Below are 24,580 nucleotides of genomic sequence, written 5' to 3' on the forward strand. Positions count from 1 at the left end.
TATGAAATTATTATTGAGCAGCTGCGGATACTTTTTCTTTCACGTACTTACCAGGCGCCGCTTCTAGTTTTTTGTACTGTGTATTACCAAACGTTTTACTAGCTTTAATTTTCTTGCCACCAAACTGCTCTAACCATGAAGCATAGTTAGGCCACCAACTACCCTTGATATCTTTTGCTGCAGCCAACCACTCATCCGCAGTTTTTGCTAATTTATTATTTTCAAAATAATGACGTTTATTTTTTGCCGGTGGATTGATTACTCCAGCGATATGTCCTGATGCACCCAAGACAAATCGATTCTTACCTTTTAAGATATGAGTGGACTCATAGGCTGATTTCCAGGGCACGATGTGGTCATCATGTGATGCATAGATATAGGCGGGTACGGTGATCTTGCCTAGGTCAACCTTTTCACCGCAAACAGTCAGTTTGCCTGGCTTAACCAATTCATTTTGTAGATAGGCATGACGTAGATACCAGCAATACATAGGGCCAGGCAGATTGGTGGAGTCGCCATTCCAATAGAGCAAATCAAATGGTGGCGGCGAATTGCCTTTTAAGTAATTCTCAACAACATAGTTCCACACCAAATCGTTTGGACGCAAAAATGAGACGGTATTGCCTAGATCTAAACCCGACATCATCCCGAAATGACCACCCTCACCACCAATGGTGCTCTCGCGTAACTTGACCATGCCTTCATCGATAAAGACATCCAGAATCCCGGTATCAGTGAAGTCCAATAATGTTGTCAGCAAAGTTAAGCTGGCAACGTAATCTTTTTTACGCGCCGCTAATACAGCTAAAGCAGTAGAAGTTAAAGTTCCGCCTACGCAAAAGCCAAGCACATTAATTTGATCTGTTCCGCCGATATCTTTGACCACCTCAATTGCTTTGATCACGCCATCACCAACATAATCATCCCAGGTCACTTTAGACATGGTGGCGTCAGGATTTTTCCAGGAAACTAAGAAAACAGTATGGCCTTGCTCAACCATGTAACGCACAACAGAGTTATCGGGTTGTAGATCCAATATGTAGTACTTGTTAATACAGGGCGGCACCATTAAATAGGGTCGCTCATAGACTGTTTCGGTAAGTGGCGTGTATTGAATCAATTCAAAAAGATCGTTTCGGAATACCACCTGGCCTTCAGTTGTAGCAATGTTCTTGCCAACCTCAAAAGCACTTTCATCAGTCAGCGAAACCTTGCCTTTTTTCAAATCCCCCAGCAAATTCACGATTCCATTTTGAATAGACTGACCTTGCGAGCTAATAATATTTTCAAGAACCTCGGGATTGGTGGCGATAAAGTTTGAAGGCGATAAAGCATCAATCATTTGCTCAGTAGCGAATAAAATTTTGGCTTTGGTTTTTTCATCAGCATCAACCGCATTTGCAAGCGCCTGCAAATGCTTAGAGTTCAACAGATAAGTTGCAGCAATCATCTTGCTCCAAGACGAGTGCCAAGCTTTGCCGGAGAAGCGGCGGTCCTTTACTTCGATAGCTTCAGGATTGGTTGCAAGATGGGCAAATTCAGCGAAGTATTCCTTTTGAATTTCTGCTAAACGCTCTGGTGGAATTAACGCCATGTGGTGTGGAGCCAATGATGGCGCGACACCTGTATTCATACCTGCAAACATAATGATCTCGTAAAGTTATTGAGGCTATTCTGCACCTATCAGGCTGGAAGGGTTATACGCACTAACCCTAGCCCTAGGGCTAAGCTAGCAATAACCCCGAGTTTATGTTTCGGCAGATATCCAAACGAAAGAAGCAAAACGTCCGGTTTCTTTGTCTCTACGGTAAGAAAAGAATCTCTCCGAATCATTGAAGGTGCAAAAGTCACCGCCATCAATTTGCTCAATACCCAATGACCTTAGTCGCTCTCGGGCAAGCAAATATAGATTTGCCAAATACTTTCCAGACTTCCCATCAATGGGCGTAAATGCCTTTGATAGGATAGTTTGACCTTGGGTAGAAAAAGCCTGGAGCACATCCTCGCCCACCTCAAATGCTGTTGGACCAATAGCGGGGCCCATCCACACAACAATATCTTTTATGTTGAGCTCTGGCGCTAAGGCAAGCATTTCCTGGAGGGTATTTTCTAGAACGCCAGCACTCAGACCACGCCAGCCAGCATGTGCCGCCCCAACAACAACATCACCACTCTTGCTTGCAAACAATACTGGCATGCAATCCGCAGTCAGAATCGCCAGCACTTCATTTGGGATATTGGTAACAGCAGCATCCGCCTCAAATGGTTGTCCGGCAGATGCATTCCTGGAAGCTGGAGTGCTGACGGTCACACCATGGATCTGCTTAAGCCAAAGTGGCTCAGCGGGGAGATGTAATCTCACGATGCTGCGGTTATGCAGAACGTCCGCTGAATCATCGCCAGAATTAAGTCCAAGGTTGAGGGTATTAAATGGTGGCTTGCCAATACCGCCATGCCGAGTTGTGCAAAAAGCCTTAATTTGCTGTGGCGAAGCCCAGGTTGGTTCAATCCGATTAATTGCGTTGATCATTTTTGATAGACGCCATTAATACCTCTTCTTTGGGTAAATTTTCTTCACCCATCCCCACCAGTGGCAATAACTCGATTAAATCTTGGGAGGGTAGTCTAAACCAGGTCATGACTTCATGCGTTGCTGGGTGCTGAAGGCTAAGAGCGTAAGCATGTAAAGCTTGACGGCTAAAAGGCAATGACTTAGCTACGCCAGGGGTGCGTTTGCGGTAAACGGGATCCCCTAACAGTGGAAAACCCAAAGACTCGAGGTGAACCCGAATTTGATGGGTACGGCCCGTTTCTAGGCGGCATTCCAGCAAGGCTGTCGGACTTTCAGCAAAAGTTCCTTTAGCCAAGCGTCGAAACAGCGTTGCTGCAGGCTTGCCCTGGGGTGAGCCGGCTGCCATTTTGAGGCGATCACGCTGATCACGTCCAACGCTTGCCAATACCTTGCCCTGAGAGGGGGCATCCCCCCAAACCCAAGCGAGATAGCGTCGACCTACCGTCCTCTCCTGTAGCTGCCTTACCAGAGAGGTTTGGGCGATGTCCGTGCGGGCCACCACCATTAATCCAGAGGTGTCTTTATCCAAGCGGTGCACAATTCCGGCCCTTGGAAGCTGCTTGAGCTCAGGAAAGCGATGTAACAGGCCATTTAACAAGGTACCCGCCCAATTACCAGCTGCAGGATGGACCACCAGCCCAGCGGGCTTATTGATGACAATGACCGTGTCATCCTCGTAAACAACATCCAGGGGGATATCTTCGGGGGCAAAGGCAAATTGTTCCGGCATTTCTTGCGGAAAGACCCTAATACTCTCGCTCCCACGGAGCAAATGGCGGACTTTGGTGACTTTTCCGTCTACAGTAACCGCTCCAGCCTCAACCCAGGCCTTAAGCCGATTACGGGAATAATCCGGCAAAGCGCCACCTAGGAACTTGTCTAAACGCTCTCCGCTGACCTCGGCGGGAACTTCTAGGGCAATAAAATCCTCATCATCGATATAATCAATGGGATTCGAATCGGGAGTATGCGGCAATGCCACGCTTAAAGAGCCTTTTAGTTATGTCGGACGTTATTACAGACGCCAGTTTAAGGCTTGCTGCCACCATTGGGTCATCTTCCAGAAAATCCCTTACTTCTTTATTTATTGCAGCTAGTGCAGCCTGCTTAGTTCTGGGTGGCTGTGCAGGTAGCGATGGAGCAAAAGATGATTCTGATCTTTGGTCTGAGACCAAGCTCTATTCCGAGGCTACTGATAAATTAAATGATGCCGACTACGCTAAGTGCGGCAAGTATTTTGAGAAGCTTGAAGGCCGATTCCCTTTCGGCCCTTATTCACAACAAGCCCAAATTAATGCTGCTTATTGTTACTGGAAAGGTCAGGAACAAGCTCAAGCTTTAGTTGCCATTGATCGCTTCATCAAACTTCACCAAGGTAGCCCTAATTTAGATTACGGCTACTACCTCAAGGGCTTGATTAGCTTTAATGATGATTTGGGTTGGCTCGGTAAATTTACTGGGCAAGATTTAAGTGAGCGCGATTCAAAAGCAGCTAAAGAAGCTTTTGAATCTTTCAAAGTAGTTGTTGAGCGCTTCCCAGATAGTAAATATGCACCCGACTCTTTGGATCGCATGCGCTACATCGTGAACTCTTTAGCAGAGGCTGACGTTATCGTTGCACGCTTCTACTTTCAACGTGGTGCCTATCTAGCTTCAGCTAATAGAGCTCAACTAGTTATTCGTGATTACGATCGCGCACCTGCTGTTGAGGAAGCCCTCTACCTACTGACGAAGTCTTATGAGAAGTTGGGTATGACCGACTTGAGTAATGATTCGCTTCGCGTATTCAAACTCAATTTCCCTGATAGCCAAATGATGATTACCGGCCAACGCGTTCAAAAAGAGCGTCGTTGGTGGCAGATCTGGAATAAGTAAAAATCAAATAAGGCAGATGCAATCAAGTAGCGCAGAGCGTTACTTGATTACTACTGGCACCCTTTGTGCCAATGCGCAAATAAGCTCATAGCCAATGGTTCCGCTCATCTGAGCTACATCATCCACAGGCACTTCTTGACCCCACAGTTCAACCACACTGCCGATCTTGGCATTGGGTGCTTCACGCAAATCAATCGTTAGCATGTCCATGGATACTCGCCCAACAATAGGGCAAATCATCCCCTCACCCTGGGCATCTGCAGCTTCCACCCAAACTGGCGTGCCATCCTCTGCCTGACGGGGATAACCATCTGCATAGCCACAAGCAATCACGCCGATTCGCATATCTTCTTGAGCTTGGTAGCGACCACCATAGCCAACGAGATCACCCTTCTTTAATTCCTGAATATCGATAATTTCACTTCGTAACTGCATCACTGCTTGAAGTTCAGAACGAACAATATCGGCATGCACTCCCGTAGGTGAAACGCCATACAACATAATTCCCGGACGAACCCAATCACCCAATGCATTGCGATGCCAGAGTATTGCCGCTGAATTAGCTAAGGAGCTCGGGGCATCTAAGCCCTCAGTCGCCTGCGCAAAGCATTCCATTTGCTCACCTACCGATGGCGCTTGATCGACTTGATCGGCATTAGCAAAATGAGTCATGTGGTGTAATCGATAACCAGCCGCATGCAAACGGTGAAAAGCAATCCGGTAGTGCTCTGGCCTAAAACCAAGGCGATTCATGCCGGAATTGAGCTTTAAAAAGAGATTGATTGGTTGACCCGAATGATTAGCAAAGGACTCCAGCCAGGCAACTTGCTTCTTACTGTGGACTACCAAATCACATTTGAGCCTACTTGCTAACTCAAGCTCCTGTTGACTAAAAAGACCCTCCAAAAGCAGGATGCGGCCTTCCCAGCCATGATCTCTGAGCCATTGTGCATCTGCAATATCCAGCAAGGCAAAACCATCAGTAGACTCCAGCCCTTTAAAGGCAGCCTCAAGGGTATGCCCATAGGCTTTGGCCTTTACAACCGACCAGATTTTTGATTCCGGGGCGAGTTCACGAATTCGACCTAAATTATGACGAAAGGCATCAGTGTGTATAGTTGCCAAGATTGGCCTATTTATCAAGCGATTAGCCGACGAGCTCATATCCACCCCTCCTTTCATGTTTTAATTACATTAATGACTAGATTGTACGAATGAACCGTAGTTTTTACATCATTATGGCGGCGCAATTTTTTTCGTCGCTTGCTGATAACGCATTGCTAATCGCAGCAATCGCCCTCTTGGTCCAGCTCAACGCTCCGGCCTGGATGACTCCTTTACTCAAATTATTCTTCGTTCTCTCTTACGTATTGCTGGCAGCCTTTGTGGGAGCCTTTGCTGACTCCCGCCCTAAGGGCAATGTCATGTTCATCACCAATACAATTAAGTTTATCGGCTGCGCGGTCATGCTTTTTGGTAGCCACCCTTTACTCGCTTATGCCATTGTTGGTCTTGGGGCTGCTGCCTACTCACCAGCTAAGTACGGCATTTTGACCGAGCTGCTACCCCCAGAGAAGCTGGTTGCAGCCAATGGATGGATTGAGGGCCTTACCGTAGGCTCCATCATTATGGGGACAGTGCTTGGGGGTGTCCTCATCAGTAAAATTGTCTCCGAGAGCCTTTTAGGCCTGGATATGCCGGTCCTCGATACCAGCATTGATACCGCCGCAGAATCCGCCATTCTGATCATCATGATGATTTACGTATTGGCCGCTCTGATCAATTTACGCATTCCGGATACTGGGGCGCGCTATGAGTCCCAGAAAACCAATCCAATCGAGTTGATAAAGGATTTTGCTGTTTGCTTTAAGACCCTCTGGAATGATCGTCTTGGACAGATCTCCTTGGCAGTGACCACTCTATTTTGGGGGGCTGGCGCTACCCTGCAGTTCATTGTGATTAAGTGGGCTCAAGTTGCCTTGCACATGACCTTATCTCAGGGAGCCATTCTTCAGGCAATCTCGGCCTTTGGTGTTGCTGGAGGGGCTATGTGGGCAGCTTGGCGCGTTCCACTTCGTAGCTCCCTCAGAGTCCTTCCTTACGGCATTGCTATGGGTCTCGTGGTCTGCGTCATGGCAATCTATAACTCAGATATGCTGCCTAATACAACACTCTGGACTATCGGTAAGTTTGAGATCTCCTTGAACCTATTGCCAGCCTATTTCTTATTGATATTGGTTGGATGGCTAGCCGGTTACTTTGTGGTGCCAATGAACGCACTACTTCAACACCGCGGACATGTGCTGATGTCTGCGGGCCATTCGATTGCCGTTCAAAACTTTAATGAAAACATTTCAGTGTTGATGATGCTCTTAATCTACTCTGGATTAATTTGGATAGATGCACCGATTCAGGCAGTAATCATTGGCTTTGGTGTCGCTGTAAGCGCAATAATGTGGCTAGTGATCAAACGTCATGCTGCCAATCAAGCTGAATATGACTCAATGCATTTGATTGGTGAGCACAAGCACTAAGCGCAAGCCTTAGATATTTTGCAATACCGATTTAGCAAGTAACAAATCTTGCCAAAACAAGGCCTTATCTTTTGGCCTAGCAATCAATTGATTTAGCTCAAAAGTCGCAATCAGCGGCAGATCCTCTGCACCATCAGCATTAATAGCTAAAACGGTTTCGCGAAGCTCCGGTAATGCATCACGTTCGCCTGATAATTTTTGAGCTGCCGGACCTCCAAAAGCTAAAGCAACTATCGGAGTTCCATCTTGTGGCAATAACTCTGGATTGAGCTTGTCGGCTGGATTTTTCCAAGTCCATTCTTGTGGAGTTAAGCCAAGAACGCGAATGATGTTCTGAAAAAGTGCTTCTGCGTCACCCTGAGGTTTGTTACCAAAAAACCACCATATTCCAGAAGAAATTCGCTCACGTGTTTCCGGGTTAACGGCTGCTGCGGTAGCGATTGGATCAGCCTGTTGGGCAGTCACTGCTGCAGCCACCATTACCTGGGCTTGTTCTGGAGCAGCGTCTCGTGAAGTCCACTCGCTAATGCCCATCTCTTTCAGAAAGGTAGAATTTGTACTCATATTCATGCCTCAAGCTTAATCGATTTAGCTAAAACTAGAGCATCTTCACGCAATTTGCTTGTGGCATCAACTGGGTAGTAGTTTTTACGCAAACCAATTTGCTCGTATCCCAGGCTTTGATAGAGCTTTAGGGCCGCCTCATTGGTGGGGCGAACCTCAAGAATAATCCGGGGCATTTTTTGCTGTGCCGCTACACCCTCAATTGCATTCATCATTTTTATGCCAATACCTAAACGACGCAACTTTGGAGAGACGGTGATATTCAAGAGGTGCAACTCATCTACGGCCGGGAACAAAATGCAATAGGCCCAGAGAACTTCGGGATCTAAATAGCTGCCTCTTACCGCATCTTCCAGTTGAGGTCTGACACAATAAGCCCAATGCCCGGCGGCAAGTGAATCTGAGAAATTGCCTCTTGTCCAAGGATGAATATGCGAAACAGATTCAATTGCTAATACAGAATCTAAATCTGCCACGGTCATCGGTAGAAATGAGAGCTCTGATACACCTTCAGCACTGGAGTGCAAAGAATGGGCGTTATCAACCATGTTGCTGACTTCGTTCCAAAGAGGTCAATGCCACCTTGTTACGGATGTAGAGAGGCTCTAGCAGATGCACATCTTGCTGCAGACCTTTGCCCCACATTTCCTCGGCACAGGCCAAAACGCCTAGAGCATTCACCCCAATAACAGAATCAAGATGGCTACCAGCAAAGGGTTGTGAAACACTTGCAAAAACACGATCTCCAAACTCAATGATTGCACTACCAGCCAAGAACTCAATATTCGCGAGCTCAATTCCCTCTGGTGGAGTCAGGTGTATTTCTCCCTGACGCTGGGGTAATTGATTTGCGACATTCTGATAGCTAGCCCAATAAGCCTCATCCATGCGAGCATCTACTGCGATAACAAATGACTGAGCGCCAGAAGAAATAAAAGCGGGGGTCTGAATCAGTTGACTAGCAATGGCATCTAAACTCGTCACAGGTAAAACTGGCAGCCTTGCCGCTATGGCTAGGCCCTGAACAGCAGCCACACCTAATCGTACTCCAGTAAAAGCTCCTGGGCCATTACCAATCGCAATCGCATCTAGAGAAGAAAGTTCAATCGAAGCTTCGGATAGCAGCTCTTCCACCCAAGGCAGTAAGAGTTGGCTAGCGCCAGCCGACACTTTTTGGTGACGAACTAAAGGCGCAGCATCAGGTAAAGATAAAGCCACCGAACACCACGCTGAGGAGGTGTCGATGGCCAATATACGGGTCAATTTGGACTCTCTAGATACTTATGAACTCAGGCCTGCAATGATATCTGGTGGAGCCTGAACTAGCTCAATCAGTACGCCTTCACCACAAAACGGAAACTCTTCATTGCCTTTAGGGTGAACAAAGGTAATGTCATATCCCGCAGCACCCTTACGAATACCCCCTGGAGCAAAGCGCAGGCCCTGAGCTGATAACCACTCAACTGCCTTTGGCAGGTCGTCTACCCATAGGCCAATATGATTTAAAGGCGTCTGATGAACAGCTGGCTTCTTTTCAATATCGAAGGGTTGCATGAGATCAACTTCAATTTCATGAGCCCCAGTACCAATTGCGCAAATATCTTCATCAACGTTTTCACGCTCGGAGACAAAAGTACTCTTATATTCAAAGCCTAATAAGTCAACCCAGAGCTTACGGAGGCGATCTTTATTTTCGCCACCGATAGCAATTTGCTGAACACCCAAAATTTTGAATGGTTTAGTCATGACTCACCTTATTCAAAGCGAATGATTAATTGATCAACCGCTAAGCTTTCGCCAACATTGGCGCAGATTTCAGCAACCACGCCATCTTGTGCGGCAACAAGCGTGTTTTCCATTTTCATGGCTTCAATGGCAGCCAATTTCTGACCAGCAGTAACCGCTTCACCAACCTTGACAGAAATGTTAGTTAAGAGGCCAGGCATTGGAGACATCACTAACTTTGAAGTGTCTGGCGGAATCTTAACCAACATACGACGTTGAAGTTCAGCACCTAGAGGGCTCAAGACCATACATTCGTAATGCGCTCCATCTAAGACGAGTGCGTATTTAACGCCCTTGCGCTCTACTTGTGCAGTGATCTTATGTGTGCCATTGATGGTTGCACGTAAGCAAAGCTCGCCTGGACGCCAATTGCTAACGATGTTGTAACGACTAACATCGCTCTCCTCTTCGATGTAGACAGAGTAGACGCCATCTTTTAAATCAACGCGAACAGGAATCTCCATCATCTCTTCGCTTGATCCGACTCGTGAGCCAGTAACCACTACAAACTTCTTCGCAATGGTCATTTCATGGCCAGCCAATTGACCGTCAATCATCTTGATGTGTTCGAGGTAGCGATAGCGCATAAATGCTGCTAAGGCTGCTAAACGCTTCGGATCAGCCGGCTGAACAGAATCCTTCTTGAAGCCATCTGGATACTCTTCAGCAATAAAGCCAGTAGTGAAGTCACCGGATACAAATCGTGGATGCTGCAAAAGCGCTGCCTGGAAAGGAATGTTTGAATGAATGCCGCGAATGACAAAGTCATTGAGTGCAGCACGCATCTTCTCAATTGCTTCAGTGCGATCCTTGCCATGAACGATCAACTTCGCAATCATCGAGTCGTAGTACATCGGGATCTCGCCACCCTCATAGACGCCAGTGTCTACGCGTACACCATCCAACTCTTCTGGTGGACGATATTTCACTAATCGGCCGGTAGATGGCAGGAAGTTACGGAATGGATCATCCGCATTGATACGGCACTCCATTGACCAACCATCAAGCTTAATATCTTCCTGCTTAAACACCAGCTTCTCACCAGCAGCTACACGAATCATTTGCTCGACTAAATCTAAGCCGGTAATGCCTTCGGTTACTGGATGCTCAACTTGCAAGCGGGTATTCATCTCGAGGAAGTAGAAAGACTTGTCTTTACCAACCACAAACTCGACTGTACCGGCGGATTGATAGTTCACAGCCTTTGCTAAAGCAACAGCCTGCTCACCCATTGCCTTACGGGTTGCAGGATCAATAAATGGTGATGGAGCTTCTTCAATCACCTTTTGATGGCGACGCTGAATCGAGCAATCACGCTCACCCAAATAAACAACATTGCCATGCGAATCACCCAGAACCTGAATCTCAATATGGCGCGGGCCTTCGACAAACTTTTCAATGAAGATACGGTCATCGCCGAAGCTATTCATTGCCTCTGTTTTACAGGCAGCAAAGCCTTCGGCAGCCTCCTTATCATTAAATGCAACACGCAAGCCCTTACCGCCGCCGCCTGCTGATGCCTTGATCATCACCGGGTAAGCGATTCCTTGAGCAATCTTGACTGCTTCTTCAGTTGTATCAATCGCTTCGTTGTAGCCAGGGATGGTATTAACGTTAGCCTCAAGAGCCAGTTTTTTCGAGGCTATTTTGTCGCCCATGGCTGCAATAGACTGATGCTTGGGACCTATAAATACAATACCCTCTTCTTCGCAGCGCTTAGCAAACTGTTCGTTTTCAGAAAGAAAGCCGTAACCCGGATGAACTGCTTCAGCACCAGTATCTTTACAAGCCTGAATGATGCGATCCATCACCAGATACGATTCGCGTGAGGGAGCAGGCCCAATACAAACAGCCTCATCAGCCATCTGAACATGACGCGCCTCTTTATCCGCTTCAGAGTAGACGGCAACCGTCTTAATACCCATCTTCTTGACAGTTTTCATTACACGGCAAGCAATCTCACCGCGGTTAGCAATCAAAATTTTCTTAAACATTTTCGTAGTCATGATTTATCGGCGCCTTAGAGAGGAATGTTGCCGTGTTTGCGTGGTGGGTTTGTGAGCTCTTTGTCTTTTAGCATCGCCAAAGAACGTGAGATGCGCTTACGTGTCTCATGCGGCAAGATCACATCATCAATGTAGCCACGTCGACCTGCCACAAATGGGTTTGCAAACTTCGCCTTGTACTCAGCCTCACGCGCAGCAATTTTTGCTGGATCCGATTTTTCTTCACGGAAGATAATTTCAACAGCGCCTTTAGGGCCCATTACGGCAATTTCTGCAGAAGGCCAAGCAAAGTTAACGTCGCCACGCAAATGCTTAGAGGCCATCACGTCATAGGCACCGCCGTAGGCTTTGCGTGTAATCAGTGTCACCTTAGGAACTGTGCAATCCGCATAGGCATAAAGCAACTTGGCGCCATGCTTAATAATGCCGCCGTATTCTTGCGATGTACCAGGCATGAATCCAGGTACATCAACCAAGGTCACAACGGGAATATTGAAGGCATCGCAGAAGCGAACAAAACGAGCAGCTTTAATAGATGCTTTGATATCCAAGCAACCCGCTAAAACTAAAGGCTGATTAGCAACGATACCAATTGATCGACCTTCCATGCGCGCAAAACCGATCAGGATGTTCTTTGCGTAATCAGGCTGGAGCTCAAAAAACTCGCCGTCATCGACAATCTTCTCAATCAACTCTTTCATATCGTACGGTTGATTGGGGTTGCTAGGTGCCAATGTATCGAGTGAGAAATCAGGCTCTTCAGTGCGCTGAGCCCCATTGATCATGGGTGGTTTTTCGCGATTGGATAAAGGCAGGTAATTGAAGAAACGACGGAGCATCATGATGGCATCAACGTCATTATCAAAAGCTAAATCACAAACACCTGAAATAGTGGAGTGAGTTACCGCACCACCCAACTCTTCTGCAGTGACATCCTCATGCGTTACGGTCTTTACTACTTCCGGACCAGTCACGAACATATAAGAACTATCCTTCACCATGAAGATGAAGTCAGTAAGGGCTGGTGAATATACAGCGCCACCAGCTGATGGGCCCATGATTAAGGAGATTTGCGGAATAACGCCCGAGGCAGTTACATTGCGCTGGAAAATCTCAGCATAGCCACCCAATGAAGCAACACCCTCTTGAATACGTGCACCACCAGAGTCATTTAAACCAATCACCGGCGCACCTACTTTGAGCGCCTGATCCATGATCTTGCAAATCTTCTCAGCATGCGCTTCTGAAAGAGAGCCGCCCAAGACGGTAAAGTCCTGTGAGAATACAAACACCAAGCGGCCATTAATCATGCCGTAACCAGTGACAACACCATCACCCGGAACAGTTTGATCAGCCATACCGAAATCGTGGCAACGATGCTCAACGAACATATCCCACTCTTCAAAGGTACCGGCATCTAGCAAGAGCTCAATACGCTCGCGTGCGGTGAGCTTACCCTTGGAATGCTGAACAGCAATACGCTTTTGCCCGCCACCTAATCTGGCAAGTTCACGCTTTGCTTCTAGCTGTTGAATGATGTCCTTCATAACTACCCCTTAGAAAAATTCGTGTCCCATTGCTTCGAGCAAACGTCTAGCGGCAACAGAAGCGGCCATGGTTCCTTGATTTACCTCGGCACTCAGACCAGGTAAAAGTGTTTGTACTGCTGGGTGATTCTGAAAAGCATTCTTAAGACCTGCATCAATGCGATCCCACATCCACGCGCCTGCCTGCTGTTTTCGGCGGTATTGCAATTTGCCATTAGCGTTCTGTAGCTTCTGAAAATGCAGAATTTTTTCCCATAACTCGGGTACGCCATTACCTTCTAGCGCACTTAAGGTCATGACAGTAGGATGCCAATACTCTTGATCATGTGAGGCATGATCGGGATTGCCTTGAAAACCCAAAAGACGGAGAGAGCTCGTAATAAATAGTTGCGCACGCATAGCGGCATCTGGATCGATATCAACCTTATTGATCACAATCAGATCCGCAATCTCCATGACGCCTTTTTTGATCGCCTGTAGATCATCGCCAGCATTAGGTAATTGCAATAGCAAGAACATGTCTGTCATGCCGGCAACTGCAATTTCACTTTGGCCAACGCCTACGGTTTCAACGATCACAATGTCAAAGCCTGCTGCTTCAGCGACCAACATTGCTTCACGCGTTTTCTCGGCCACGCCGCCCAATGTGCAAGATGATGGACTTGGACGAATAAAGGCCTTATCCAATACCGATAACCTCTCCATGCGCGTCTTATCGCCCAAAATGGAGCCGCCGGATAAGCTAGAAGAAGGATCAATAGCCAGAACAGCAACACGATGCCCCTTCTCAATCAGATGCAAACCGAGAGTCTCTATCAGAGTGGATTTGCCAACTCCAGGCACACCCGAGATTCCAAGGCGAAATGACTTGCCCGTCTTTGGTAATAAGGTATTGAGCACCTCATCTGCACGGTGACGATGATCCATGCGCGTAGATTCAAGCAAGGTAATGATCTTGGCTAAAGCCCGACGCTGAGCCAATGACGGCCCACTAGTGAGATCATTCACTAAAGCTTGGTCAACTGCATTCAGCATGCTGATGTTTTCGATCTGTAAATTACTCTGGCTTTACAGATTTACGAATCTGCTCAAGCACATCCTTGGCTGAAGCTGGAATTGGAGTGCCTGGGCCATAAATACCCTTCACACCTGCCTCACACAAGAAGTCGTAGTCCTGTCTTGGGATCACACCGCCAACGAAGACAATAATATCGTCAGCACCCTGCTTTTTCAATTCAGCAATGATTGCCGGGACCAAGGTCTTATGACCAGCAGCCAGAGTTGAAATTCCTAAAGCGTGAACGTCATTTTCAATCGCCTGTCGAGCGCACTCTTCTGGGGTTTGGAACAGCGGTCCAATATCTACGTCAAAGCCCAAGTCAGCAAAGGCGGTTGCAACTACTTTTGCACCGCGATCATGACCATCCTGACCAAGTTTCGCAATCATCACGCGTGGACGACGGCCAAAGTCTTTTGCGAAATCAGCAATCTCTACCTTCAATTTTTCCCAGCCTTCTGCTGAGTCGTAAGCAGCTGCATACACACCAGTCACCTTTTGAGTATCGGCGCGATGGCGCCCGTAAACTTTTTCCAATGCATCAGAAACTTCACCAACCGTAGCGCGTAAACGAATTGCTTGCACAGCCAACCCCAATAGATTGCCTGTATTTTCTTCTGCAGCTTTAGTTAATGCCTCCAATGCAGCCTCTACTTTTTTGGAGTCGCGCTTCGCTTTGATATCTTTTAATCGTGCAACTTGGCTTTCACGAACCTTATCGTTGTCAATCATCAAGACATCAACTAAGTCTTCTTTACCGAGCTTATATTTATTAACACCAACGATGACATCGGAGCCAGAGTCAATCTTGGCCTGCTTCTCAGCAGCTGCAGCTTCAATCTTTAATTTAGCCCAGCCACTTTCCACGGCCTTGGTCATACCACCCATGGCATCTACTTCTTGGATAATTTCCCAAGCTTTATCAGCCATCTCTTGAGTGAGGTTCTCCATCATGTAAGAACCGGCCCATGGATCGATAACGCTAGTGATGTGTGTTTCTTCTTGCAGAATCAACTGGGTATTTCGAGCAATACGACTAGAGAACTCGGATGGTAAAGCAATCGCCTCATCAAATGAATTCGTATGCAAGGACTGAGTGCCACCAAATACTGCAGCCATAGCTTCAACTGTTGTGCGAACAACGTTGTTATACGGATCTTGTTCGGTTAAAGACCAGCCGGATGTTTGGCAATGCGTACGCAACATCAGCGACTTTGGATGCTTTGGCTCAAAGGACTTCATGATGCGCCACCACAAGAGGCGTGCAGCACGTAACTTAGCAACTTCTAAGTAGAAGTTCATGCCAATAGCAAAGAAGAATGAAAGACGACCAGCAAAGCCATCAACATCCAATCCTTTGGCCAAGGCGGTTTTTACATACTCTTTACCGTCAGCCAATGTGAATGCCAATTCGAGAACTTGGTTCGCACCAGCCTCTTGCATGTGATAACCCGAAATAGAGATCGAATTAAATTTCGGCATGTGCTTAGCGGTGTATTCAATAATGTCACCGATGATGCGAATGGAAGGCTCTGGTGGGTAGATGTAAGTGTTGCGCACCATGAACTCTTTCAGAATGTCATTCTGAATTGTTCCGGATAAAAACTCTTGCTTCACGCCTTGCTCTTCACCGGCAACAATGTATCCAGCCAATACTGGCAACACCGCACCGTTCATCGTCATTGAAACGGAAACTTTGTCTAATGGAATGCCAGCAAACAAAATCTTCATATCTTCTACAGAATCAATTGCTACACCGGCTTTACCAACGTCACCAGTTACACGTGGATGATCAGAGTCATAGCCGCGATGGGTTGCCAAGTCAAAAGCAACAGAAACACCTTGTCCACCTGCGTCTAGCGCCTTACGGTAAAACGCATTGGATTCTTCTGCAGTTGAAAAGCCGGCGTATTGACGAATAGTCCAAGGACGAACTGAGTACATCGTTGCCTGAGGCCCACGCACAAATGGCTCAAACCCTGGCAATGAATGTGTGTACCGAAGACCTTCGGTATCTTCGGCTGTATACAAGGCTTTGAGATGAATACCATCAGGTGTTTGCCAACCTAATTTATCAACATCACCATTTTGCGCTGACTTTTGGGCTGATTTTTTCCAAGCATCTAAATTGCTATCCGGCACATTAGGCCAGGCATTGGACGCATTCGATGCTGACTTTTTTTCACTTGTACTCATAAAGCACTCCCGGTTGGCTTTATTACATTGTTACTAAATTTGTAAGGCTATTTTGCTTGACATTTTTAAATTTGTATAGATAATGTATACATAATTATGAATACAAAACTAATTAATAGGCCTCTATACGAAGATGTAGCCGAGCGACTACGCGAGCAGATCTTTTCGCATGAACTGTCTCCTGGGAGCTGGCTGGACGAGCAAAGCTTGGCGGTAGAATTTGGCATCTCACGTACACCGATGCGTGAAGCAATCAAGGTGCTGACCTCTGAAGGCCTAGTGACAACCAAAATGAATAAAGGCGCCTATGTCACCGAAGTTGATCGGCGCGACCTAGAGCAAATATTTACTGTCCTCTCCTTACTGGAGGGTCAAGCGGCTAAAGAAACCGCCATAAAGGCAACTGAAGCTCAGCTCACACAGCTTGATAACCTGCATCACCGCCTAGAAAAGGCTGCAGCAGACCGTGATACTGAGCAATTCTTTGAGATTAACGTCAAATTTCATGATCTGATCCAAGAAATTGCTGGCAACAAGTGGATGAATGGCGTAATTGAAGACCTTCGCAAGGTGCTAAAGCTCCAAAGACGTGACTCCTTGACCAGAAGTGGCCGTTTATTAAGCTCACTCGTGGAGCATCGCGAAATTCTTCAGGCCATCCTTAAAAGAGATCCTCTGGCAGCAGAGCTGGCAATGCGAAAACATCTCACTAGAGGGCTTGAGGCAACCAAATAAGCGAAACGCAGGCCCATAAGAACAAAGGCTTAGGTGATTAACCTAAGCCTTTTTACTTGTGCAGCAAGAGTCTTTGAATTACTTCTTAATTACAAAGTTTCCTGGTAATTTGGCGATATAAGCAGCGATATCTTGCATATCCGCATCAGAGAATGTCTGAACTTGGGAACCCATAATGGCGTTATTGCGACCGTATTGGGCATTTCCATTGCCTACTTTGTACGCTTTTAATGCGTAGTAGAGGTAATCAGAATACTGGCCAGCTAGCTTTGGATAGGCAGGCAGAATAGGTGCGTTTAGTCCAGCGCCATGGCAAGAAGCACAATTAGCCTTCTCTACAAGTGCTTGGCCTTTATCAGCGCTAGCAGCTTGAGCCACGCCGATACTGGATAACAAAATGGCGGTAATTAGTGCGAATTTCATAAACGTGCCTCTAAATATCACTTCAATGGGTTATTTGGTGAGCTGGCAGTTTGCGCAGCATAGTATTCGCCAAGATCAGCCATGTCTTGATCAGACAAGCTAGCAGCAATTGAACGCATCGTTGGATGCTTTCTTTCGCCCTTCTTATAGGCAGACAAAGCGCTCGCAATGTAGGCAGCATTTTGGCCGCCAAGCATTGGAACCTTGTAAACCAAGGGATAGTCTGCGCGGTAGTCAGGAATAGAGTGGCAGCCGATACAGAGCCAAACCTTGCCTTGTCCAGCCTGAGCAGAACCTTTGACGTCTTGAGCTTGAGCAGCAAAACCGGCAAAAGCCAAGCCAGCGCAGAGTACAAATTGGGAAAGAATGAGGTGTTTTTTCATAGAAATCATCGTTAACGAGTTTGATTTAAATCAATTTGGAGAGAGTATAGCGGAGACAGGAGAAAATTCTCCATTCCAGAGCTTGAAATCAGTGAAAACACTGACAATACCCGCCCTTTTACCTATACTTGAACGCTATTCGAAGATAAATTGATTGCTCTAGAGATGACTAAGACCAAATCCCGCTTTGATGGCTCCCAAAGCTATGTAGCTACTGATGACTTGAAATTGGCGGTAAATGCCTCAATTCAGCTGCAGCGCCCTCTTTTAATCAAGGGTGAGCCAGGAACAGGTAAGACCATGCTGGCTGAGGAAGTTGCCGCAGCATTGAATATGCCCCTGATGCAATGGCATATCAAGTCAACCACCAAAGCTCAGCAAGGGCTCTATGAATACGATGCGGTTAGCCGACTAAGAGACTCCCAGCTTGGCGATGAAAAAGTAAATGACATACGCAACTACATTGTTAAAGGTGTCCTTTGGCAAGCATTTAAAGCCGATGAGCCTGTTGTACTGTTAATCGATGAGATTGATAAAGCGGATATCGAATTTCCGAACGATCTTTTACGAGAAATTGATCGCATGGAGTTCTACGTATACGAAACAAGAGAGCTTATCAAGGCCAAACACCGCCCTCTTGTCATCATTACCTCAAACAATGAAAAAGAATTGCCGGATGCATTTTTGCGTCGCTGCTTTTTTCATTACATCTCATTTCCAGATGCTGGAACTATGCAAAGCATTGTGGATGTCCATCACCCAAACATCAAACAAGAATTGCTGGATGCGGCTCTTAAGTCTTTTTACCAAATCAGATCACTACCGGGTTTGAAGAAGAAGCCCTCTACTTCTGAATTAATCGATTGGTTAAAGCTTTTGTTAGCTGAAGACATCCCCGCTGAAGCGCTCTATAGCAACGAAGACAAGATTGCGATTCCACCGTTACATGGCGCCCTTCTAAAAAACGAACAAGATATTCACTTGTTTGAGCGTCTCGTCATGATGAATCGCAATCACCGCTGATCTCACGTACTTCAACACCGCAATAGCTGAATCATGTTGATTCAATTTTTTCTCAAACTCAAAGAGGCCAAGGTGCCGGTTTCTGTTCGAGAATTTTTAACGCTATTGGAGGCTTTAAAGGAAGGCGTCATTGAGCCTTCAATTGATGAGTTTTATCAATTAGCGCGCATGACATTGGTAAAGGATGAACAGCACTTTGATCGCTTTGATCAAGTCTTTGGCTCCTACTTTAATGGCGTAGAGCAAATCATGGCCCTTGCTCCCGATATCCCCCTGGACTGGCTAGAGAAAAAATTACAGCGCGTACTCACTGAGGAAGAAAAAGCAGCGCTCAAAAAGTTAGGCGGTCCCGAGGCATTACAAAAGCGTCTTCAAGAACTCATGAAGGAACAAAAGGAATGGCACGGCGGCGGGAATAAATGGATTGGTGCCGGAGGATCATCTCCTTTTGGTCATAGCGGTTATCACCCAGAAGGTATTAGTATTGGTGGTGAAAGTGCTGGCAATCGTACAGCCATCAAAGTCTGGGAAGCGCGAGAGTTTAAAGATTACGACAGCGATCTCAGTCTAGGGACACGCAATATCAAAATGGCATTGCGTCGCTTGCGTCGATTTGCCAGAGAAGGCTCCAATCTAGAGTTAGATCTGGACAAGACCATTCACTCCACTGCTGCAAATGCAGGGATGCTTGATATCCAAATGCGACCCGAGCGTCACAACCAAGTCAAAGTCCTGTTGCTAATGGATGTCGGCGGATCGATGGATGACCATATCCAACGGATTTCTGAATTGTTTACTGCCGTCAAAACTGAATTCAAGCACCTGGAGTATTACTACTTCCATAACTGTGTGTACGACCATCTCTGGCAAAGTAATCGACGCAGACGAGACCAGGTGACAGCCACTCAAGACATCATTAATAAGTATGGTCCCGACTACAAACTCATTTTCATTGGAGATGCCACTATGTCTCCCTATGAAATTCTGAGCCTCAACGGATCGGTTGAATACAACAATCTAGAAACAGGTGCATCGTGGATCAATCGCCTGATTGACCACTTCCCGCACTTTGCTTGGCTCAATCCAGAGCCAGAATCCGTTTGGCAATACAGGCAATCCATCGACATCATGAAAGGTTTGATGAAAGACCGTATGTATCCCGTGACTTTGAATGGCCTTGAAAATGCCATGCGTCAACTGTCAAAGTAATCAAGTAATATTTGCTGTAATAAAGTCTCTATTGACCCATTTCCTTTTTTTCCGTCTTTTATTTAACACCACTGAACTCTATGACAAATCGCATTAACGATCGCCTGAAAACCCTTGGTATTGATCTACCTCCGCCTGGACCACCTGCCGCCGCTTATGTAATGGCAGCTACCTCTGGTAACACTGTTTTTCTTTCTGGTCATATTGCGAAGAAAGATGGCAAGCCTTGGGTTGGCAAGCTTGGTCAAGATATGGATACAGAGACCGGCAAAGCTGCAGCCAAGTCAATTGCGATTGATTTAATTGCTACTTTACAAAATCACTTGGGCTCCCTAGATAAAGTAAAGCGCATTGTGAAGGTAATGGGTCTCGTGAATTCCACTTCTGAATTTACTGAACAACATTTAGTTGTTAATGGCTGCTCAGAACTGCTCTTTGAGGTATTTGGCGAAGCCGGTAAGCATGCACGCAGTGCATTTGGCGTTGTCCAAATCCCTTTGGGTGCTTGCGTTGAAATCGAGCTGATTGCCGAGATTTAAAAAACTAAGTCAGGCTTAATTTGTATTTATGAATGTCTTCCGGCATGTCGACATCCAATACAAATGCCTGATTGCTGGCGTGCATAACCTTCACTTGGTCAGGATGAGCATCCATATATTTCCGACAAACCATCCCAGGATTTGCAAGAATTGCTGATATTGCTTTTCGTGAGAAGAGCACCGGATTACCGCGCCTACCTTCCACCATTGGGAGAATGATTTCCTCGCCGATCTCTCGCTTGAGAAATGCATCTAGCAGTTCTTGAACCTCTATTACCCCTATCTCAGGTTGATCTGAGAGTGCGACCAGTAAGACATCAAACTCCCCTTTAAGGGATTCGAGGCCAAGGCGAACAGATGAAGCGTGACCTTTTTCTGGAGCAGGATTTTGAATGACCTTAATTGGATGAGCCAAGGCGGTATTCAACTTCTCGATCTCGGACTGAATCGCTTCGGCATGAAAGCCAGTCACTACGGTGTATTGAGTTGGGGCAAATCGTTGGATTGCACCGGAAAATCGCTGTAAAAGAGTCTGACCCGCTTTGCGGAGCAGGGCTTTGGGATGCGTACCCAGCCGACTACCCTCTCCCGCCGCCAACAAGAGTACGGCAAGGCGTAAATGCGAAGCTTGAGTGGATGGGCTAGAACTTGTCATTAGGGTGATAATAATTAGATTGCCAGAAAAAATAATAAATACAAAAAATTAAATATAAGAAAACTAAAGTCAAGAAATGAACAGTACCGATTTAAGCGTATTAAAAGCCGCGGTTGACTGGCTCAAGGCCGGCCATCCCGTTGCCATTGCCACGGTGGTTCAAACCTGGGGTTCTGCCCCAAGACCCATCGGCTCTTGGTTGGCTATTCGGGGCGATGGGCAAGTTACTGGATCGGTATCTGGTGGGTGCGTTGAAGACGACTTGATTCGTCGAGTTCAAACTGAAATCCTGACTAAAGACTTCCCAGAAATGGTGGTCTACGGGGTGAGCCAGCAAGAGGCAGCGCGCTTTGGTTTGCCTTGTGGCGGAACGCTACGTTTGCTCGTCGAACCAAAACCAGAATTGGTGATTCTGGAAGCTATTCTGACCTCCATCTCCGGTCACCAAATTACCTCCCGCATAGTTGATCTTACGAGCGGTAAATCGACTCTAGAAGCCGGAAACCGTAACGAGGCATTTATTTGCGATGAGCGATTAATGAAAATCACTTATGGTCCTCGTTGGCGCATGGTCATTATTGGTGCCGGGCAGCTATCGCTTTATACAGCAGACTTTGCCCTGGCATCTGACTTTGAAGTTATCGTCATTGATCCTCGTGAAGAGTATGCAGAAGGCATCAATCGTGAACAGATTCAATTTATCAAGGGCATGCCAGATGATGTGTTGCTAGAAATTGGCGTTGACTCGCATACGGCTGTAGTGGCTTTAACCCACGATCCCAAGCTCGATGACATGGCCTTGATGGAAGCATTAAAGTCCCCTGCTTTTTATGTTGGCGCACTGGGCAGCAGAATCAATACTCAGAAACGCAAAGACCGCTTATTGGAATTTGATGTGACACGAGAACAAGTGGAGCGTCTTCATGGGCCTGTTGGTCTATTTATCGGCGCTTTGACACCACCTGAAATTGCTGTATCCATTTTGGCTGAAGTGATTGCCGTCAAGTACGGTGTTCCAATTCCTAAAAAGGTATAAGTGAAAACAAAAAACCCGATCAGTTAATGACCGGGTTTTTAAACTTCTATCAAGCTAGGCTTGCTTCTTAGTTTGCCTTGAGCTTTCCGTCTTTGAGTCTTGGCTCTACGAAATGACCCTTACGCGCGCGATTGCCTGCAAACGATTTCAAGGTTTTCGCATCAAGGCTTAATTCGGTTGGCTTACCTGCGCGTCCAGCACCAGAATATGTAGCGCCATCAGGGCCGACTGCAATTGCAGATGCCAACTTCTCTTTGTCATCTAGACCCATCAAAATGACACCCTTACCACCAGTAGGCAAACGCTTCAGCTCATCCAGCGGGAATACCAATAACTTAGAGCCCTCTGATAAGCAGGCTACTTGCTTCATACCGACCGTGACTTTAGCTGCTCCAAGAGGTGCATCACCACCTGGGAATTTGCCATCAATACCAACAAATGATTTACCAGCCTTGTTACGGGTAGTCATATCGGCTACGTTTGCAAGGAAGCCATTACCTGATCTTGTAGAAATAAGCACTAGATCATCAGGCTGGCCGGCATAGTAAGCCACCATTTGTGATCCAGCAGCCAAGTTCACAAAGCTGGTCAATGGCGAACCATCACCACGGGCACCAGGCAGCTCACTAACCGGCACGGTATAAACGCGACCATCACTACCAAAACCTTGTATCACATCGACTGTGCGGCACTCAAATGTGCCGTAGAGAGCATCACCCGCTTTAAAGCCAAACTGTGTTGCATCATGCTCATGGCCTTGGCGTACACGCACCCAGCCCTTTTGAGACACAATGACTGTAACTGGCTCATCCAACACTTTAGTTTCAGCAATAGCACGCTTATCTTCCTGAATCAAGGTACGACGATCATCACCAAAATCCTTCATATCGGATTCGATTTCTTTGATGATGCGTTTGCGGAGAACGGTATCGCTCTGCAACAAACCTTCAAGGTCGTCACGCTCAGACTTGAGCTCTTTTAACTCTTGTTCAATCTTGATGCCCTCAAGGCGAGCCAACTGACGCAAACGGATATCCAAGATATCTTCCGCCTGGCGATCACTGAGTTTGAATTCTTTAATAAGGTCGGCCTTAGGCTCATCGCTATTACGAATGATCTTAATGACCTCATCAATATTCAGAAGAACGATTAAGCGCCCCTCCAAAATATGCATGCGGTCATTCACCTTACCTAAGCGGTGCTGAGTACGGCGTGTAACAGTAGCAACCCGGAAAGAGATCCACTCAGAAATAATCTCTTTGAGACCCTTTTGACGTGGGCGGCCATCAGTACCAATCATCACCAAGTTCATTGGCGCATTGGACTCTAATGATGTGTGAGCGAGTAATAAGTTCGCAAACTCATTGACATCAATATTTTTGCTCTTAGGCTCAAATACCAAGCGCACAGCAGCATCTTTGCTCGATTCATCACGTACACCATCGAGCACATTCAAGATGGTGGATTTGAGATTGCTCTGCTCAGGGGTTAAGGTCTTCTTGCCAACCTTGACCTTCGGATTAGTAATCTCTTCAATCTCTTGCAGTACGCGTTGCGATGAAGTGGATGGCGGCAACTCATTCACTACAATTTGCCACTGACCACGAGCCAATTCTTCGACAGACCAACGCGCGCGCACTTTTAAACTACCACGACCCGCTTCATAGATATGCGCAATTTCTGCCGGGGAAGAAATAATCTGACCGCCGCCTGGATAGTCTGGGCCAGGCATGATCTCCAACAACTCTGAAGTACTCATTTTCGGAGACTTCATCAAAGCAATGGCTGCACTAGCTACTTCACGTAAGTTATGCGAAGGAATCTCCGTCGCCATACCTACAGCAATACCAGATGCCCCATTTAGAAGAACAAAAGGCAAACGTGCTGGCAACAACTTGGGCTCTTGGAAAGATCCATCGTAGTTCGGCGCAAAATCAACCGTACCTTCATCAATCTCACTCAGTAAAAGGCCAGCAATTTTGGTTAAACGTGCTTCGGTGTAACGCATTGCCGCTGCGCCATCACCATCACGTGAGCCGAAGTTACCTTGACCATCAATCAATGGGTAGCGTAGAGAGAAGCTCTGGGCAAGGCGGACTAATGCGTCATAAGCAGATTGGTCGCCGTGTGGATGAAACTTACCCAATACATCACCCACAACACGAGCACTTTTCACTGGCTTGGCATCAGCGCGCAAACCCATCTCACTCATCGAGAACAGAATACGGCGTTGAACCGGCTTTTGACCATCTGACACATCCGGTAAGGCGCGGCCTTTAACTACGCTTATTGCGTAATCAAGATAGGCGCGCTCTGCGTAGACTGCCAGCGTTAGACTGTCTTTGTCATCTTCATTGAGCTCAACAACTTTAGGATCATGCGGATCCTTAGGGCCGCCTGCTTGAGCAGCAATGGGTTCATCCACTTCAACAATATTCATT

General features: G+C 46.7%; 23 protein-coding genes. 7 read left to right on the forward strand and 16 right to left on the reverse strand.

Translation table 11 applies throughout. The features are described from left to right. Positions 1–10: 10 nt before the first annotated feature. The 3 genes from phaC to ACIQZ3_RS00675 form a co-directional block, all read right to left on the reverse strand. Complete coding sequence (phaC, locus tag ACIQZ3_RS00665; protein WP_397389663.1) at positions 11–1,645, reverse strand: class I poly(R)-hydroxyalkanoic acid synthase; 1,635 nt, start codon at positions 1,643–1,645, stop codon at positions 11–13. Between the two features lie 102 nt (positions 1,646–1,747). After that, complete coding sequence (pgeF, locus tag ACIQZ3_RS00670; RefSeq protein ID WP_397389664.1) at positions 1,748–2,530, reverse strand: peptidoglycan editing factor PgeF; 783 nt, start codon at positions 2,528–2,530, stop codon at positions 1,748–1,750. Beyond that, the gene (locus ACIQZ3_RS00675) at positions 2,514–3,554 is read right to left on the reverse strand and encodes an RluA family pseudouridine synthase (RefSeq protein WP_397389665.1); all 1,041 of its coding nucleotides are present in this window, start codon (positions 3,552–3,554) and stop codon (positions 2,514–2,516) included. The genes pgeF and ACIQZ3_RS00675 overlap by 17 nt, the downstream gene beginning before the upstream one ends. Before the next feature lie 20 nt (positions 3,555–3,574). On the opposite strand from ACIQZ3_RS00675, the gene ACIQZ3_RS00680 reads away from it, so the two are divergent. Further along, entirely contained in the window at positions 3,575–4,447 is an 873-nt protein-coding gene (locus tag ACIQZ3_RS00680; protein WP_397389666.1) for an outer membrane protein assembly factor BamD, read from the forward strand. Positions 4,448–4,486: 39 nt separating this feature from the next. On the opposite strand, the gene alr is transcribed toward ACIQZ3_RS00680, so the two are convergent. Continuing rightward, complete coding sequence (alr, locus tag ACIQZ3_RS00685; protein ID WP_397389667.1) at positions 4,487–5,611, reverse strand: alanine racemase; 1,125 nt, start codon at positions 5,609–5,611, stop codon at positions 4,487–4,489. 50 nt (positions 5,612–5,661) lie between these two features. Here alr and lplT point away from each other — a divergent pair, with 50 nt between their 5' ends. After that, positions 5,662–6,981 carry a lysophospholipid transporter LplT gene (lplT, locus tag ACIQZ3_RS00690; protein WP_397389668.1) on the forward strand — a complete coding sequence of 440 codons (1,320 nt, stop codon included), beginning with the start codon at positions 5,662–5,664 and terminating at the stop codon, positions 6,979–6,981. Between the two features lie 9 nt (positions 6,982–6,990). Here the strand turns inward: lplT and ACIQZ3_RS00695 are convergent, their stop codons facing one another. From ACIQZ3_RS00695 to scpA, 8 genes are read right to left on the reverse strand one after another with little or no spacing between them, the layout of a single operon-like run. Beyond that, entirely contained in the window at positions 6,991–7,545 is a 555-nt protein-coding gene (locus ACIQZ3_RS00695) for a hypothetical protein (RefSeq protein ID WP_397389669.1), read from the reverse strand. A 2-nt stretch (positions 7,546–7,547) separates the two neighbouring features. Continuing rightward, complete coding sequence (locus ACIQZ3_RS00700; protein ID WP_397389670.1) at positions 7,548–8,093, reverse strand: GNAT family N-acetyltransferase; 546 nt, start codon at positions 8,091–8,093, stop codon at positions 7,548–7,550. Next, positions 8,086–8,808 (reverse strand): tRNA (adenosine(37)-N6)-threonylcarbamoyltransferase complex dimerization subunit type 1 TsaB, encoded by a 723-nt coding sequence (gene tsaB, locus ACIQZ3_RS00705; RefSeq protein WP_397389671.1) that lies wholly within the window; start codon positions 8,806–8,808, stop codon positions 8,086–8,088. The genes ACIQZ3_RS00700 and tsaB overlap by 8 nt, the downstream gene beginning before the upstream one ends. 18 nt (positions 8,809–8,826) lie before the next feature. Then, on the reverse strand, positions 8,827–9,291 hold the full coding sequence (locus ACIQZ3_RS00710; protein ID WP_397389672.1) for a VOC family protein: 465 nt from the start codon (positions 9,289–9,291) through the stop codon (positions 8,827–8,829). An 8-nt stretch (positions 9,292–9,299) separates the two neighbouring features. Then, complete coding sequence (accC, locus tag ACIQZ3_RS00715) at positions 9,300–11,324, reverse strand: acetyl-CoA carboxylase biotin carboxylase subunit (protein WP_397389708.1); 2,025 nt, start codon at positions 11,322–11,324, stop codon at positions 9,300–9,302. A gap of 26 nt (positions 11,325–11,350) precedes the next feature. Beyond that, the gene (locus ACIQZ3_RS00720) at positions 11,351–12,883 is read right to left on the reverse strand and encodes an acyl-CoA carboxylase subunit beta (protein WP_397389673.1); all 1,533 of its coding nucleotides are present in this window, start codon (positions 12,881–12,883) and stop codon (positions 11,351–11,353) included. A 9-nt stretch (positions 12,884–12,892) separates the two neighbouring features. Then, on the reverse strand, positions 12,893–13,918 hold the full coding sequence (meaB, locus tag ACIQZ3_RS00725) for a methylmalonyl Co-A mutase-associated GTPase MeaB (RefSeq protein WP_397389674.1): 1,026 nt from the start codon (positions 13,916–13,918) through the stop codon (positions 12,893–12,895). Between the two features lie 22 nt (positions 13,919–13,940). Continuing rightward, complete coding sequence (gene scpA, locus ACIQZ3_RS00730) at positions 13,941–16,136, reverse strand: methylmalonyl-CoA mutase (protein ID WP_397389675.1); 2,196 nt, start codon at positions 16,134–16,136, stop codon at positions 13,941–13,943. A 96-nt stretch (positions 16,137–16,232) separates the two neighbouring features. Here scpA and ACIQZ3_RS00735 point away from each other — a divergent pair, with 96 nt between their 5' ends. Further along, positions 16,233–16,871, forward strand: coding sequence for a GntR family transcriptional regulator (locus ACIQZ3_RS00735; RefSeq protein ID WP_397389676.1), 639 nt, complete (start codon positions 16,233–16,235; stop codon positions 16,869–16,871). A gap of 78 nt (positions 16,872–16,949) precedes the next feature. On the opposite strand, the gene ACIQZ3_RS00740 is transcribed toward ACIQZ3_RS00735, so the two are convergent. Continuing rightward, positions 16,950–17,294 (reverse strand): c-type cytochrome, encoded by a 345-nt coding sequence (locus ACIQZ3_RS00740; RefSeq protein WP_397389677.1) that lies wholly within the window; start codon positions 17,292–17,294, stop codon positions 16,950–16,952. 17 nt (positions 17,295–17,311) lie between these two features. Continuing rightward, a complete protein-coding gene (locus ACIQZ3_RS00745; RefSeq protein ID WP_397389678.1) occupies positions 17,312–17,677 on the reverse strand; it encodes a c-type cytochrome in 366 nt (121 codons plus the stop codon). Between the two features lie 165 nt (positions 17,678–17,842). On the opposite strand from ACIQZ3_RS00745, the gene ACIQZ3_RS00750 reads away from it, so the two are divergent. The 3 genes from ACIQZ3_RS00750 (at position 17,843) to ACIQZ3_RS00760 (ending at position 20,448) form a co-directional block, all read left to right on the forward strand. Next, entirely contained in the window at positions 17,843–18,700 is an 858-nt protein-coding gene (locus ACIQZ3_RS00750; RefSeq protein ID WP_397389679.1) for an AAA family ATPase, read from the forward strand. A gap of 33 nt (positions 18,701–18,733) precedes the next feature. Next, positions 18,734–19,909, forward strand: coding sequence for a VWA domain-containing protein (locus ACIQZ3_RS00755; RefSeq protein ID WP_397389680.1), 1,176 nt, complete (start codon positions 18,734–18,736; stop codon positions 19,907–19,909). An 80-nt stretch (positions 19,910–19,989) separates the two neighbouring features. After that, the gene (locus ACIQZ3_RS00760; RefSeq protein ID WP_397389681.1) at positions 19,990–20,448 is read left to right on the forward strand and encodes a RidA family protein; all 459 of its coding nucleotides are present in this window, start codon (positions 19,990–19,992) and stop codon (positions 20,446–20,448) included. Between the two features lie 4 nt (positions 20,449–20,452). On the opposite strand, the gene ACIQZ3_RS00765 is transcribed toward ACIQZ3_RS00760, so the two are convergent. Then, positions 20,453–21,103, reverse strand: coding sequence for an NTP transferase domain-containing protein (locus ACIQZ3_RS00765; RefSeq protein ID WP_397389682.1), 651 nt, complete (start codon positions 21,101–21,103; stop codon positions 20,453–20,455). A gap of 76 nt (positions 21,104–21,179) precedes the next feature. Here ACIQZ3_RS00765 and ACIQZ3_RS00770 point away from each other — a divergent pair, with 76 nt between their 5' ends. Next, the gene (locus tag ACIQZ3_RS00770) at positions 21,180–22,139 is read left to right on the forward strand and encodes an XdhC family protein (RefSeq protein ID WP_397389683.1); all 960 of its coding nucleotides are present in this window, start codon (positions 21,180–21,182) and stop codon (positions 22,137–22,139) included. Between the two features lie 67 nt (positions 22,140–22,206). On the opposite strand, the gene parC is transcribed toward ACIQZ3_RS00770, so the two are convergent. Further along, complete coding sequence (gene parC, locus ACIQZ3_RS00775) at positions 22,207–24,579, reverse strand: DNA topoisomerase IV subunit A (RefSeq protein ID WP_397389709.1); 2,373 nt, start codon at positions 24,577–24,579, stop codon at positions 22,207–22,209. Position 24,580 lies beyond the last annotated feature (1 nt).

Origin of the sequence: Polynucleobacter sp. (genome assembly GCF_044342855.1) — a bacterium.
Classification (GTDB): domain Bacteria; phylum Pseudomonadota; class Gammaproteobacteria; order Burkholderiales; family Burkholderiaceae; genus Polynucleobacter.

What these genes read in the sequence shown, in the direction of transcription:
- ACIQZ3_RS00765 (WP_397389682.1), bottom strand. Translation starts at nt 21,103, where the DNA reads ATGACAAGTTCTAGCCCATCCACTCAAGCTTCGCATTTACGCCTTGCC.
- ACIQZ3_RS00735 (WP_397389676.1), top strand. Translation starts at nt 16,233, where the DNA reads ATGAATACAAAACTAATTAATAGGCCTCTATACGAAGATGTAGCCGAG.
- lplT (WP_397389668.1), top strand. Translation starts at nt 5,662, where the DNA reads ATGAACCGTAGTTTTTACATCATTATGGCGGCGCAATTTTTTTCGTCG.
- ACIQZ3_RS00755 (WP_397389680.1), top strand. Translation starts at nt 18,734, where the DNA reads ATGTTGATTCAATTTTTTCTCAAACTCAAAGAGGCCAAGGTGCCGGTT.
- phaC (WP_397389663.1), bottom strand. Translation starts at nt 1,645, where the DNA reads ATGTTTGCAGGTATGAATACAGGTGTCGCGCCATCATTGGCTCCACAC.
- ACIQZ3_RS00720 (WP_397389673.1), bottom strand. Translation starts at nt 12,883, where the DNA reads ATGAAGGACATCATTCAACAGCTAGAAGCAAAGCGTGAACTTGCCAGA.
- accC (WP_397389708.1), bottom strand. Translation starts at nt 11,324, where the DNA reads ATGTTTAAGAAAATTTTGATTGCTAACCGCGGTGAGATTGCTTGCCGT.
- ACIQZ3_RS00745 (WP_397389678.1), bottom strand. Translation starts at nt 17,677, where the DNA reads ATGAAAAAACACCTCATTCTTTCCCAATTTGTACTCTGCGCTGGCTTG.
- ACIQZ3_RS00695 (WP_397389669.1), bottom strand. Translation starts at nt 7,545, where the DNA reads ATGAGTACAAATTCTACCTTTCTGAAAGAGATGGGCATTAGCGAGTGG.
- ACIQZ3_RS00740 (WP_397389677.1), bottom strand. Translation starts at nt 17,294, where the DNA reads ATGAAATTCGCACTAATTACCGCCATTTTGTTATCCAGTATCGGCGTG.
- ACIQZ3_RS00700 (WP_397389670.1), bottom strand. Translation starts at nt 8,093, where the DNA reads ATGGTTGATAACGCCCATTCTTTGCACTCCAGTGCTGAAGGTGTATCA.
- parC (WP_397389709.1), bottom strand. Translation starts at nt 24,579, where the DNA reads ATGAATATTGTTGAAGTGGATGAACCCATTGCTGCTCAAGCAGGCGGC.
- scpA (WP_397389675.1), bottom strand. Translation starts at nt 16,136, where the DNA reads ATGAGTACAAGTGAAAAAAAGTCAGCATCGAATGCGTCCAATGCCTGG.
- ACIQZ3_RS00710 (WP_397389672.1), bottom strand. Translation starts at nt 9,291, where the DNA reads ATGACTAAACCATTCAAAATTTTGGGTGTTCAGCAAATTGCTATCGGT.
- meaB (WP_397389674.1), bottom strand. Translation starts at nt 13,918, where the DNA reads ATGCTGAATGCAGTTGACCAAGCTTTAGTGAATGATCTCACTAGTGGG.
- ACIQZ3_RS00750 (WP_397389679.1), top strand. Translation starts at nt 17,843, where the DNA reads ATGACTAAGACCAAATCCCGCTTTGATGGCTCCCAAAGCTATGTAGCT.
- ACIQZ3_RS00760 (WP_397389681.1), top strand. Translation starts at nt 19,990, where the DNA reads ATGACAAATCGCATTAACGATCGCCTGAAAACCCTTGGTATTGATCTA.
- ACIQZ3_RS00770 (WP_397389683.1), top strand. Translation starts at nt 21,180, where the DNA reads ATGAACAGTACCGATTTAAGCGTATTAAAAGCCGCGGTTGACTGGCTC.
- ACIQZ3_RS00680 (WP_397389666.1), top strand. Translation starts at nt 3,575, where the DNA reads ATGTCGGACGTTATTACAGACGCCAGTTTAAGGCTTGCTGCCACCATT.
- pgeF (WP_397389664.1), bottom strand. Translation starts at nt 2,530, where the DNA reads ATGATCAACGCAATTAATCGGATTGAACCAACCTGGGCTTCGCCACAG.
- alr (WP_397389667.1), bottom strand. Translation starts at nt 5,611, where the DNA reads ATGAGCTCGTCGGCTAATCGCTTGATAAATAGGCCAATCTTGGCAACT.